8 protein-coding genes are annotated in these 13,416 nt (G+C 41.5%); all 8 read left to right on the plus strand.

The features are described 5' to 3' along the window. Positions 1-356: 356 nt before the first annotated feature. Genes AC0QHF_RS01040 through AC0QHF_RS01075 form a run of 8 tightly spaced genes read left to right on the plus strand, consistent with a single transcriptional unit; the run spans position 357 to position 13,233 of the window. Positions 357-1,046: a vWA domain-containing protein gene (locus tag AC0QHF_RS01040; protein WP_324702327.1), complete on the plus strand. Its 690-nt coding sequence runs from the start codon at positions 357-359 to the stop codon at positions 1,044-1,046. Then, positions 1,046-1,780, plus strand: coding sequence for a PP2C family serine/threonine-protein phosphatase (locus tag AC0QHF_RS01045; protein WP_324702328.1), 735 nt, complete (start codon positions 1,046-1,048; stop codon positions 1,778-1,780). Before AC0QHF_RS01040 ends, AC0QHF_RS01045 begins: the two co-directional genes overlap by 1 nt. Next, complete coding sequence (locus AC0QHF_RS01050; RefSeq protein WP_324702329.1) at positions 1,759-3,165, plus strand: protein kinase domain-containing protein; 1,407 nt, start codon at positions 1,759-1,761, stop codon at positions 3,163-3,165. Before AC0QHF_RS01045 ends, AC0QHF_RS01050 begins: the two co-directional genes overlap by 22 nt. A 13-nt stretch (positions 3,166-3,178) precedes the next feature. Next, complete coding sequence (locus tag AC0QHF_RS01055) at positions 3,179-6,502, plus strand: DEAD/DEAH box helicase (protein ID WP_324702330.1); 3,324 nt, start codon at positions 3,179-3,181, stop codon at positions 6,500-6,502. 5 nt (positions 6,503-6,507) lie between these two features. Next, entirely contained in the window at positions 6,508-8,043 is a 1,536-nt protein-coding gene (locus tag AC0QHF_RS01060) for a hypothetical protein (RefSeq protein WP_324702331.1), read from the plus strand. 52 nt (positions 8,044-8,095) lie between these two features. Then, positions 8,096-10,408: a hypothetical protein gene (locus AC0QHF_RS01065; protein ID WP_324702332.1), complete on the plus strand. Its 2,313-nt coding sequence runs from the start codon at positions 8,096-8,098 to the stop codon at positions 10,406-10,408. After that, positions 10,408-12,555, plus strand: coding sequence for a hypothetical protein (locus tag AC0QHF_RS01070; RefSeq protein ID WP_324702333.1), 2,148 nt, complete (start codon positions 10,408-10,410; stop codon positions 12,553-12,555). Before AC0QHF_RS01065 ends, AC0QHF_RS01070 begins: the two co-directional genes overlap by 1 nt. A 39-nt stretch (positions 12,556-12,594) precedes the next feature. Beyond that, the gene (locus AC0QHF_RS01075; protein WP_324702334.1) at positions 12,595-13,233 is read left to right on the plus strand and encodes a hypothetical protein; all 639 of its coding nucleotides are present in this window, start codon (positions 12,595-12,597) and stop codon (positions 13,231-13,233) included. Positions 13,234-13,416 lie beyond the last annotated feature (183 nt).

The following is a 13,416-nucleotide window of genomic DNA, read 5'->3' on the forward strand; positions in this document are numbered from 1 at the left end:
TCGGCGGCGAGGTGTTCGACGGGTTGATTTCCGCCGGGACGGCGACTGCCGTGGGAGAGGAGAATCCAGGCATCTGCAATTGAGCGCGATCGCCTCAACTCTTTTGCACTGAGAATTCTCGGAGTTATTTACACTGGTCAATCATGAGTGATAAAATTAGGTGATTGAGGTCGCTATAGCTCGACATGGCAGGCGATCACTCAGTCTTGTGGCTGTTGACCGAACGCCACCGCTGCGATCGCTATCGCTAGTCAAGCAGCGGAATGTGAGGAGGAAGACTTCTTGGTTCTTGAAAAATTGGAGAACATCGCATTTAAAAATTAACATTACTACTGAGACAGGACTACCCAAGAGTTATGGTTTCCAGTAAATTTCAGCAATTTACTGTCCAATCTGCCAGGAAACTCCCCGTGATTCTCCTGGCAGACGTTAGTGGCAGTATGAGTCAGAACGGCAAGATTCAAACGCTCAACCGGGCGATCGCAGAGATGATTGAGTCTTTCGCCGCAGAAGAAGATGTCCGGGCCGCCATCTATGTTGCCGTGATTACCTTCGGCCGAGGCGGTACCAAGATTCATCAGCCCTTACTTCCGGCCAATCAAATTCAATGGACGGATATGCAGGCAGCCGGCCGCACCCCGATGGCGGAGGCTTTTGATTTGGCACGAATCATGGTCGAAGACAAAAATCAAATCGCCAGCCGAGATTACCATCCCACGGTGGTTTTAGTCAGTGATGGTCATCCCACAGACGACCAAGGTTATCTCAGTGACAATTGGAAACAACCCCTTCAGCAATTTCTCGACTCCGAACGCGCATCCAAAGCCCTACGTTTGGCGATGGGAATTGGGGAAGATGCCGACGAAGAAATCCTGAAAGCTTTTCTAACAGGTCAGGATTCCCAACTTTTGTTTAGAGCAGATGAATCCGGACAAATTCGCCAGTTTTTCAGGTTTGTAACGATGAGCGTAACCAATCGTTCTCAGAGTGTCAATCCCAATAGTATTTCGACTCTACCAGATAATTTTGAGGATCTGGATTTTTAATGAACTCGAAAAAATCAACTCAACTCATCCAGTTTGGAGCATCGGTTCGAGGGCCTCTACACCAACAGGAAAATCGCCCAAATGAAGATGCTTGGGAAAAATTTTACTGCGGTTTCGGGACGGGAATTATTGTCAGTGATGGCATGGGTTCAAAACCCAATGCCCGCCAAGGCTCTCGAATGGCTTGTCGAGCCGTTAAACAAGCGTTACGCCCCTGGAGTAAAGCACCCGGCGCTTCACTCAAAATACTTTTACAACTGATTCATCTGCACTGGGATTTGTTAATCCTACCCGAATCAGAAAAAGACAGCGTGGCTACCTGTTTATTTGCGGTGGTTGTACCGTCTGGAGAACTGATTGTTGCTCAACTCGGAGATGGGATTGCAGCCCTTCGGGAACCTGACGGCCAGGTAATGTTGCTGAACAGTCAGCAAACGGGTTTTGGCAATCAAACTACCGGGCTAGGAATTGCCCGATCAACACAAGAGTGGTCTGCGATCGGCAAACCCGACTTTTCTGCTGGCTCTGCGGTTTTCCTCGCAACCGATGGCATTGCAGACGATCTCAAACCAGATAGCATCGGAGATTTTATTAACGTTTTAATCACTGATTTTGGTCAATTATCGCCCCAACGCCGGGGGCAATTACTCAGTCGAGAATTGCGAAACTGGCCGACGCCCAAACATCTCGATGATAAAACCCTAGCCGTGTTGTGGCATCCACCCAAAAATTAGCAGAAAAAACAACAATGAACCAACAAAAACGAGTCGTCGATCAACTCGGCACTGTATACCAACTCAGTCAAAAATTGGGTCAAGGTGGGCAAGGTGTTGTATATGCCGTTGAAGGAGGTAGACGGGCGGTTAAAATCCTGAACAAAACCTCACAAACCGAGCGCGATCGCCTGCGAAGACAATTGCAACTGGTGCAACAGCTTGACTTAAAAGGACTCAATATTGCCCGTCCCCTGGAAATGTTAAAACCCCCTCGGGTCGGTTATGTAATGGAACTGCTGACAGATATGATGCCCATCAGCAAGTTGTCCAATTATCCCCAAAATGTCAACTGCATCGTTGAGTGGTATTTGGAAGGGGGAGGATTAAAACGTCGCTTACTGCTGCTGGCTCAATGTGCGGAAACTTTATCTCAACTGCACGGCAAAGGTTTAGTTTACAGCGATCCTTCCGAAAATAATGTGTTTGTTTCTTGCGACGTTAATCATCATATTATCCGGTTAATTGATGCGGACAACCTACACTACCAAAGCAATCATTCAACATCCGGTGTATATACACCGAGATACGGCGCTCCCGAGCTGGTAAATGGTAAATCGGGTGTGAATACTTTAACAGATGCCTACGCTTTTGCGGTGATTGCTTTTCAGACTTTAAGTTTAGTCCATCCGCTGATCGGAGATTTAGTCAATGAGGGAGAACCAGAACTGGAACAAGAAGCTCTAGAAGGTCAACTTCCCTGGATCGATCATCCCGAAGATCGGCGGAATTCAACTCAAACGGGATTTCCGCGAAAAATAGTTCTGTCTCCTCAACTGCAAGAGTTATGTCAACGATGTTTTGGCGAAGGATTACTTCAGCCTCAAAAAAGACCCGGTTTAGGACAGTGGGTGGAAGCTTTATATTCTGCATCTGATAACACCCTTCATTGTCCGAATTGTCAAAGTACCTACTATTGGAATCAAAAAATTTGTCCTTGGTGCGAACATCCGCGACCTCGGTTTGTTCAGGTATTAATTCAGCGGTGGCATCCCGAAGCAAATCCCAAAAGATTTGATGAAATAAAAAATATTTTGCAAGTGATGACATTAGAAAAAGATCGTCCTTTAATTTTAACCCGTCGAACTTTGGACGGACGCATCGGAATGGATGGTCATACTCCCGAGTTAGAACTGATTTTTGATGGTAACAATATTAAGGTAAAGAGTCTTAGTGATCGGTGCTTTTGGTTGACTTCAGAAGGAGAGGGAGCGCATCAAATTAAAGTTGAAGTCAAGCAAGAGTGGCGATCATTTCCAGCAAATCCGGACAAATATAAATCTTGGTTGCTGCATTTTTATTCCTTAAATACTGCCCATCGTCTCGCCTATTTTAGTCTGGCTTAGGAGGAAATTAAGAATGAAAATTAGTGATGTCAAAAGTGGACGGACTTATCTTGTAGAAATTGAACAGAGCGATCGCAGTCCTTTTTTGGGTTTGGGTCGTCAATCAATTCAGAATGAAGTCTCTCTCTATCGTTCTGAAACCACTGGAGAAATTCTCTTGAAAAATAGAGATGAAGTTTGGAGTATTGAAGGAACAGACAAAGAACATAAAAAGTTACTGTCTGATGTGATGGAACGAAATCTACCCTTGCTCTGTTGGATAGCCGCTATTTTTCCGAAAACCAACTCACCCGAACGTCTGAAAATTCAAGTTCACGAATTTCCTCACTCACTTTACTTGCAGGAGGAAATAGCGATCGGTATCGACGAAAAAATTATTGATGATATTCGCGATCGGTATATTCGCAAAGCTGTTCCGGTTTCGGAAATCCTGAAATGGTTAACCAACAAAGTTTTGATTCCCTCTCCCGCTGATAACAGAATGCAGCGAGTTTTGATGCAAGCCGGTCAATATTCACAAAGCGGATTAGAAACTACATTTCGCTTGTGCGGAAAAGATATCGCCGTGAATGTCCGTCGCACTCCCGATGATAAATTAATTATCGATCGAGTCGTTCGAGCCAGACAAAACCAGGAGTATAACGAACAGCGTCCGATTATTTTAGTTCGAGGAAATTTTTCATTCTGTGACTTTTCAATAGCCGGAAGTTTGCGTTCTGATGCAAAAACAGAACTGGATACTTTGGTCGAAAGCTCCAATAGTTATTTGGCAATTTGGGAAGAGTATAATCAAATCGAAAAAGCGATAATTTTGCAAAACGCTCAACAAGTCAGTTGGATGCGTTATACTCACAAAGAAATTCTCTCTAATGGCGACTACCGATTTCATTTACAGAGTAAGACTTCCTTAAACCAACAACTTCAAATTCTGAGAGAGTCCCCCCAAATTTCCCTGGAGGCAAGTTCATCAGAACCCAACTTTTCCTGCATAGAAAGCAACTACAAAAATGGGCGAACCTTTTTTGGGCAAGTTGTGGATATAAACTGGCAAAGGTTGACTTTAGATATTCGTCCTTCCAACCTAGATGAAGAAGAAGACTTAAATCCACCCTCATACGGTTTCCTTTTTGTCTCCTTACAAGGCGATAGAACTCGTTTAAGACGTCGCACAAAAGCAGAAGAAAAAATCCGTACAGCATCCTGTCCGATGCCTCAACTCGGACTAATTCTAGAAAATCAATCCGTTCCAATTCGGCGTATTCGCAACTATAAACCTTTGACAAAAGATGTGCTGAAAATTTTCGACGGTTTCCGTCCAACCAGACGTCAAGAAGAAGCGATTCGAGTGGCGATTAATACTCCAGATATTGCCCTAATTCAAGGCCCACCTGGAACGGGAAAAACAAAAGTGATCACTGCAATTCAGGCGAGACTTGCAGAAATTGCCGAAGATGCAGGCAGCAGTATTAAACACAAACTACTGTTAACGAGTTATCAACATGATGCGGTAGAAACGGTGGCAGAAAAAACCAACGTTTTTGGACTCCCTGCGGTTCGGATTGGCGGTAGAATGCAGCAGGAAGGACTGGATAATGTAGATCGTTGGCGTCGGGTAAGAATTGAAGCATTAGAAGCGAAGTTGGGTCAACTTCCCGAACAGCCAGAATCAGAAAATTTACGAACAGTCCGCAATTGGATTAATAGTTATCTATTAACGCCTGGAGATCGCCACAAAACCGCTCAACTCTTACAAAATATCTTTGAAGTGACCCAAGGTAAAATTGAAAATCAGTTGAGCGATCGCCTTTTTGAGTTCTGCCATCAACTGAAACAAAAACCCCAACTTCAAAATCATTCTGACGAGCAAATATTGGCAATTAAAGCCATTAAATCGCTCCGAACTGATGCCGTTAGTTTTTGCGATGACGGTGCGATCAACGCCAGGAAAGTGATTTACCGTTTAGAACCGCTAAACCTTCTCGATACTTCTCAAAAGCAATTGCTAGAACAAGCAGCCGACTGGTGTGAAGAATCAGAACCACCTTTTTTAGAAGAATTAGAACCTTTGAAACGGCAACTTCTAGATCTGCTTATTCCTGCAGAATTACCAGTTGTCGCATCCGTTACCGATCCTGAGATTGAAGAGTTACTCACAAAAGTTAAAGATTCTTTCTACAACTATGTTTGCCAGTCAACCGCCGGGACAGAAACCGTGTTATTTGAATATTTAGAAGATCTAAAAACCGATCCGCGAGGGGTTCGAGAAATGCTGCAAAATTATACCGTTGTTTTGGCTGCAACTTGTCAACAATCAGCCGGGAATGCGATGAAACTAACCACGGGTAATGACGACAGTGTGTTTGAAACAGTGATTATTGATGAAGCAGCCAGGGCTAACCCTTTAGACTTATTTATTCCCCTCTCCAAAGCCGAACGACGAATTATTTTAGTTGGAGATCATCGCCAACTTCCCCATATTTTAGAGGAAGATGTCGAACGGCAACTGAGTCAGTCGAGACAATCCACTCAAGATGCACTGAAAAAAAGTCTATTTGAGCGCCTGTTTAATCAACTTAAAGAACGAGAAAGAACTGATGGTATTAAGCGAACTGTCACGTTGGATACTCAGTATCGAATGCACCCCATTTTAGGAGAGTTTGTCAGCAAAACCTTCTATGAATATCATGGTGAACCACCCATCGAAGCCGGCCAATCCGAAACTGCTTTTGTTCACAATTTACCGGATTATCAAGATACTGTTGCAGCTTGGATTAATGTTCCATTTAGTGCGGGTGCAGAAGTGCAGGGAAAAAGCAAATCCCGTACCGCCGAAGCCAAACGAATTGCACGGGAATTGAAACGAATGATCGAACATAATTCTCATCTAACTTTTGGCATTATTACCTTCTATTCTGCTCAGGTAAAAGAACTCTGGAAAGAACTTTGCAAAGTCGAACTTGCCGAACAAACCGACGAAGGAATTTATCAAGTTAGTTCGGCTTGGCGAGAAACACGAAATCATGAAGGAAAAATTGTTGAACGCTTGCGAGTCGGCACGGTCGATTCATTTCAAGGGAAAGAATTTGATGTAGTTTTTCTCTCGATCACTCGCAGCAATCTGATAAAATGTAAAAGTGAAAGCCAATATCATAAAAAGTATGGATTTTTGATGTTAGAAAATCGTCTTTGTGTGGCAATGAGTAGGCAAAAATGCCTTTTAATTGCCGTGGGAGACTTGGATATGGTTCGGACGGATATTGCACCCCAAGCCATTCCGCAGCTTGTCAGTTTTTATCAGTTCTGTCAAAACGATTGCGGTAAAATTTTTAATTCCTAAACACTATGTCTTTTCAAAAAGAAACACCCATTCTCTATTTCAATCCTCAATCCTCCACTCGCTGGAGTCATCGGAAATATCTACTATGGCCGGCTTTGTCTTATCGAGTGATTGCTCCAAAAATTCAAAAAAGAAAACTTAATATTCTCGAAAAAGCCGTATTGGGAATCTGTAAAGTGGGTACATTTGAAGCAATAAAAATTGGAGAATATCTTGATATTGGCAAAGACTTGGCAGCGTTAATTATTCTGCAACTCGGAGAGAAAGAGTTGATTGAAGATGGTAAGTTAACTAAAAAAGGACTCAAAATATTGGCAGGAGAAAGCATCGAAGATCAAGAAATGATTGCCGGATATATTTTTCAAGATCCCTGGACTGGAGAACTGTGGCCCCGTTTTATTGAAACCCTAGAATATGCCGATGTTGAATTCAACCAACAAGGGTTTCCAAAACTCTTACTGGGAACAGCGGGAAGACCAAAAAATGAAAGAGCATTTATGCCTTTTCCTGTTGAAAATATTATTGAAACTCAACCGAGTCCTCAAGAGATTTTAGATGCAGTCAGAAAGCATAGTCTCGCTTTACGCAGTCGCCATCAACAACAAACAGATGAAGATGAAGAGTCCTGGACTTTCGATCAAGTTCCCACGTTACAGCGAATTTCATTTATAGAAGAAGAATCGACCCCAGTTTGGCTGACAACTTTTATTTATCTTCCCGAAAATACTGCGATGCAAATCAATTGGAATATTTGCGATCCGTTTGGCTTGGGTGATAGTTTGTGGTTGCGTCGCCGACTAGACAAACATCTTAAAAAGCAGTCAATTCGGGGAATAGAAAACATGATTTCTGACTTGATTGATATTCATAAACAAGAAGATGAAAATTACAATTATTCTGATTTACTTGATATTCTTCACGAACAAGCAATTTCAAAGGTTGAGACTCAATTAACTATTGAAATTCGACGATGGGACGATCTGTTTCAAAGTTTAGTCGAAATGGAGAGGACTTATCTAGAAGCTGAAGAGTTATCGGAGAATAACAAATTTTCGGACAAATTGGGTGATGTTTTGATTAAAGCACAAAAAGTTGCGGAAACACTTTTGTTATTGATCGCGGAGAACTATCCAACTCGGAATGTTTGGATAGTTTTGTCAGAAGCCGATCGCCAAGGAAATCAAGATTTATATAATCGGTTGGCTGACAAAATCGGTTTTAATACACCACTTCCGACGGCGCTCACCCATGTTAAGATGGGAAAAGTTAGATCTGCAGCAGATCGAGGAAGGTCTACACTACGTCCTTCTCTTCTGGCTGCTCTTTTGGCAACTCGACAAAATGTTAAACATCCTTTATATGCTATGGCACAACAATCACCGGAATTATTACACCAGTTAAATCAACTGGCTGAAATGCGAGATGAGAGCAGTCACTCTGGCGGTCAAAAGTTCACTGCTCAGGAGGTTTATCGGCAAGTTGAGATAATTTATAAGTTTGTTTCGGGAATGCTGGAAATTGGCGTTGTAGCAAAATCTTAGCTTGGCAATTGTTTGGCAAGTCAGTCAAAAGTTCAAATCAGGAGTCAGAATCGTGGCCAAAAAAAATCAGAGAAATAATCCAAATCCGGAGAAAATAAATCAGCAATTTGAAAAAGCAAAAGAGCAATTAAATGATGAAGATCTGAACCACATCAATAATTCCACCTCCGGTCAAACTGTTTCTCTAGAAGAGTTATGGAAAAAGTCTCAAATTTTCGAGACAGCCATGCAAAAACTAGAAACAACCAAACAGGAAATAGAACGTCATAAAACCGAACTTGAAACTAAAATTCAAGAAATGGAGCAACAGAAAGAAAATTTAGCACAGGAAACTCAAAACCTGAATCAAAAACAAGAGCAGCTTCAACAACTAGAAGCTGAACTCACTCAAAAAGCTGCCACACTGAATCAGAAAGAACGGGACTTATACAAGCGGGAACTGAATGCTGAAGCGGGTTTTATTGCCGAAAGTCAGGCTGCATTTGCTCCGCTAGAAAAGCAAAGGCAAGCATTACGAGAAGAACACGATCGCAGTCACCAGAGAATTGCAGAAGAACGAAAAGCTTTAGAAGAAAAAAATCTGCGACAACAATCTGAACTGGAACATGAAACTGTTCGCAAGCAGCAAGAACTTGAAGCCGATTTCAATCAATTAAAAGAAGAAAGAAAAAAAATAAAAAGACAACAAAGAGACTTGCAACTTGAACGGGAGCTATTAGAAGATGAAAAACATTTGTTAGAAGAAAAAATTGAGCAAAAAGTTGCCGTACAGGTTCAAAATTTAGAAGTCAAACTTCAAGTATTAAATCAGCGATTAGAAACTGAGAATAAATTGCGAAATCAGTTTCAAGAGTGCCTCGTCAAAAAAGCCGAAGCGGATCGGAGATTTGGTCAAAAAACTCCCGAACAAGTCCTGGAAGAGCTTCAAGACTTGCGACAAACAAAAGAAAAACTTGAACAGCAACTAGCTGCATCTCCAAATCCCGGTATTGTAGATAAACTGAAGGAGTTAGAATCTCAACAAGAAAATTGGGAAAATGAGCGGTCGCGCTTAACAACTCAATTGCAAGAACTTAAAAGGAGTAATACCTATAATCGGATCGCTGTAACGGAACTTGAAACTTTACGGGACGAAAAAGAATCACTGGAAGCAAGCAATAACCGCCTCAAAAATGCTATCGGAGATCTGAAAGAAGATTTCAATCAAGCCTTTGAACAGTCTCAAGATAAAAGTCCTTTTCCCGACTGTTTCCGGATGGACAGCGACACGACATTACAAGCACGGCGCTCCTTGTTTGAAGATATTCTCAACTTACAAAAATTTGCCAAAGATCTACGGTATCGTATTGCAGTCTCTCCCCGCGAAAATGACAAAAAGCTATACTACTCGGAGCGGGATATTCGAGTCTTTTTAGGTGGCTTGGCAATGAGTAGATTGCATTTACTGCAAGGGATTAGTGGCACCGGAAAAACCAGTTTAGCCGTTGCATTCGCCAAGGCAGTTGATGGTCAGTCTAAATTAATTGAAGTGCAAGCAGGATGGCGCGATCGCCAAGATCTTTTAGGCTATTTCAATGCTTTTGAAAAGAAATTTTATGAATCGGAATTTCTGCAAGCGCTCTATGAAGCTCAATGTCCTGCCTATCAAGACCGCATCTATGTAATTGTACTGGATGAAATGAATCTTTCAAGACCCGAACAGTATTTTGCAGATTTTCTATCTAAGCTAGAACAAGAAACACCATCGATCGCTTTGACGAGCGTTCCAGATCGACCCAATCCACAGTTATTTGAAAATGGAAAAACATTAAAAATTCCATCCAATATCTGGTTTATTGGAACTGCAAACCAAGATGAAACAACTTTAGAATTTGCAGATAAAACTTACGATCGCGCTCATGTAATGGAACTACAGCGTCATCCCGATCATTTTGATGTCCCGACAATGGAGTTTAGAGATCCCGTTTCTTATACAGCTTTAATGAAAGCTTTTAAACAAGCACAAATGCAACATTCATCGGAAGCAAAAAACGCTTATGAATTTTTAAATGTAGTTCTCGCAGACACTCTTGAAAAACAGTTTAAAGTGGGTTGGGGAAATCGGTTAGAGCGACAGATGAAAGATTTTGTGCCAGTTGTTGTCGCTGCGGGTGGAACGACTGGAGAAGCAGTCGATCATATTTTGGCAACCAAGATTTTACGAAAAGTACGCGATCGCTACGATACATTAGCCAATCATATTCGACAGCTTAAAGAGGATATATTGAACAATTGGTCAGCTTTAGATGCTAAAACTCAACCCGAACAATCCCTCGCTATTCTTGATGCTGAAATTCACCGTTTAGAGCCCGGAGGAGAAAATTAATGAAATTTGTAGACCGTCTCACCGATCGAACATTTGACCAACTTCCCGAGCATTTAATTTTGGGTCGTTGGCAAGCGATCGCAGAATCAGAATCCGTGGTCATGAATGGAGTCAAACAACCGAATAGTTTTCGATCCTATTTATTTGGAGATGTCAACGATTATTGGTCATTACGTTCTGCCGAAAAGTCACTGAATAGACGATTTCAAAGTTGGCAATTTCCTTCCGATTTGGTCGCTCAAAGCATTCGTTTTTTTGAACAGGAGTTGCAAAGACTAATTCGGCAAAAAGCGTCTTGGCAGCAATGGGTTAATACACCTCCATTGGCTTCCGAAATTGAACAGAAGATTCATCTTCAACCTTTGGCAAGAGAGACGAAAAAAAGATTTGGACATTTAGAAGCAATTTGTCATAATCCCAGAACCTCTCTCAAGATAGAGACAGAAAGATTACCCACATCTCGCGCCAAACGAATCTCACCCCATGCGATTGAGTTTCTGGCTTCTCATTCAGAAGATTGGGAACGTTTAAGATTTCGTTCCGTAATTCCCAAGCAGGTTTTAGCGTTGGTAAGAGAAGACCAAATTAATATCTATGAAAATCAAGTTACAGTCCAATTGATTGACTATTTACTGGATTATCTGAATCGGCAGATTCAAGATATTAAAATCCTTCGAGATGAATTGGAACAGGCCAGTTATTTTTCTAATGAAACTCAAAACATCGATCAAATTCACTGGCGAAATCGAGAGCGAATTTTTGCGCTGCTTGGGAACTTAGCAGATGCGGAAACCGGACTAAAGGAAGCGAATGATACTTTAGAACGGCTGACTCAAGTTCACACTAAATTGCGGGGACTGATGCAAACGGATCTTTACAAATCAATTCCCGAAAATTTCTCCGTCGGAACCACCTTAAAACGGACAAATATCCTCGTCAACGATCAACATTATCGCTACGTTGACAAACTGTGGAGACAGTGGAGTTTGTGGAAACAAGGAAGAAGTAAAAATGCCGAACAAGTTTTTCAGGATCATCAAGAATTGTTTCAAGGCTTTGAGTCTTTTTGCTTGCTTTTAATTTGTCGTGCTTTAACCGGAAGTGACAATAAAAATGATCGAGGTTTTGGCTTTCAGGCGGTTATTAATGAGATTCCCAAACGGGGTAATGATCCGATTTGGCTATCTGGAATATGGGGTGAAATTTCACTACACTGGAAAGCACAAGGGGTTTTCTGTTTGCATTTGCCTGAGTTGACAAGAGACTTACACATTATTCCGATGATGTTACCTTTGACTGCAACTCATAATTCTGAAGCCATTGATGCAATTCTCGCTGGCTTTAGTGAAGCTATCAATCAAAACGTAAAATCCACGAGTAAGACACCTTATTTTGTCATTCTATACCCTGGCACTCAGGAAGAAAGAGAAAAGCTAAATATTGATTTAAAAACAAAAGTAAATCGACTGAGTTATTCTCATTCATCAAAAGAAATTGAACTCTCGATTTTACCCGTTACCCCTCTAGATATCCTCAGCTTGGAAAGAGTTGCGCGTGTTATTCAATGGTGGCTTCACGATCAACGTTATCAGTCTTATCCTCCCATTCTATCAAAGCATATTCCCTCTCACTTATCCGAGGATTTGCTGTCGGATGCCAATTGGCTCGTTAAAGATCATCAATTCAATCAATATCGAGTCTTGCAACAACCGACCTCTGAAGAAATAGAATTTTTTCAATCTAATTTGAATCGACTCATTAATGAAGCGAAAGCCAAAGGGCCTCAAGCCAAAGGTGATTGTCAACAGTTACAGAGTTTAGAAGATTTATCAGATCTGGCAAAACAGCTAATATTACCTTTCAAAGTTTGTCCAGTTTGTCATTCAATCGGTGATATTGTTAGATCTGAAAAACAATCCTTTTACGCAGAATGTGATCAATGCGGTAGTGCTTGGGGAACTCGAACTTGTGGTCACTGTCATCAAAATTATCCTTTTATTCAAGTCCAAGCGACAGGACTCTATCGAAGAGATATTTTGACCGATGAAATTGAGAAAATATTGGGCCGAGATGTTTTGGCAATTCCCCAGCATATTGACGCCGATCGCACCCATTTTATCTGTTCTTGTTGTGGAACACCCGAATAAATTGATTGTCTTCACAATCTTATCAATCTAAATCAAACTATGCCTTACACAATTGAGGATTGGAAAAAACGAGTTGTCTCACGTTCTGACATGACCAGTCAGGTCGTACATTTAACTCGGCCGACTGTTATTAACGGTCAATCTTCTCCGGCGATCGATGTATTAATGAAAATTCTCGCGGAGAAAAAGTTGATCGGTAGCTCAACTCAATCCGGTTTTATCTGTGGCGAACGAAAAGCCGTTTGTTTTCAAGAAACACCCCTCTATTCTCTGGCACAGAATATCTATTTAGAGCAGGAGTATCGCCAACAAAATCCATCAGGTAAAGTGAGATATCATGGAGTAGGTTTAACTTTTTCTAAGCCTTATGTTTATCGAAAAGGAGGACGGCCTGTTATTTACGATCGCTCAGAAGAAGCTAAAAAATATTTACCTTCCAGTGAATGGTGGAGAATTGTTAGCTTCGATCTAAGCAACGATCAAACCATTATTGATTGGACACATGAACGAGAATGGCGAGTTCCCGATGATTTTATATTTGATTGGGAAGAAACCAGCATCATTTTACCTAGCGTGATAGCCTATCAAGAGTTTATCAAAAAATGCCAATCCGTCAATGCTTTTGATGTACTGACTAAAATCAAAGGGATTGTTAATCTGGGTGCTGTATTTTTCTAGTTTTAAACTCTTGCGGAAAAAACTGTCACGATTGGGACTGAAAACTTGAGATCAATTTCCAATTTATTCTTCTCATTAGAAATGAAAAATTTTGGAGACTGTTAGATTTTCTTAACGGATTCGGAGGACTGCATGAGGGTCCAGATCAGATCGCCGAGAGAGTCGGTGTCGTCGAGGGGTGGG

The organism is Lyngbya sp. CCY1209, from assembly GCF_055795065.1.

What these genes read in the sequence shown, in the direction of transcription:
- AC0QHF_RS01040 (WP_324702327.1), top strand. Translation starts at nt 357, where the DNA reads ATGGTTTCCAGTAAATTTCAGCAATTTACTGTCCAATCTGCCAGGAAA.
- AC0QHF_RS01045 (WP_324702328.1), top strand. Translation starts at nt 1,046, where the DNA reads ATGAACTCGAAAAAATCAACTCAACTCATCCAGTTTGGAGCATCGGTT.
- AC0QHF_RS01055 (WP_324702330.1), top strand. Translation starts at nt 3,179, where the DNA reads ATGAAAATTAGTGATGTCAAAAGTGGACGGACTTATCTTGTAGAAATT.
- AC0QHF_RS01060 (WP_324702331.1), top strand. Translation starts at nt 6,508, where the DNA reads ATGTCTTTTCAAAAAGAAACACCCATTCTCTATTTCAATCCTCAATCC.
- AC0QHF_RS01070 (WP_324702333.1), top strand. Translation starts at nt 10,408, where the DNA reads ATGAAATTTGTAGACCGTCTCACCGATCGAACATTTGACCAACTTCCC.
- AC0QHF_RS01075 (WP_324702334.1), top strand. Translation starts at nt 12,595, where the DNA reads ATGCCTTACACAATTGAGGATTGGAAAAAACGAGTTGTCTCACGTTCT.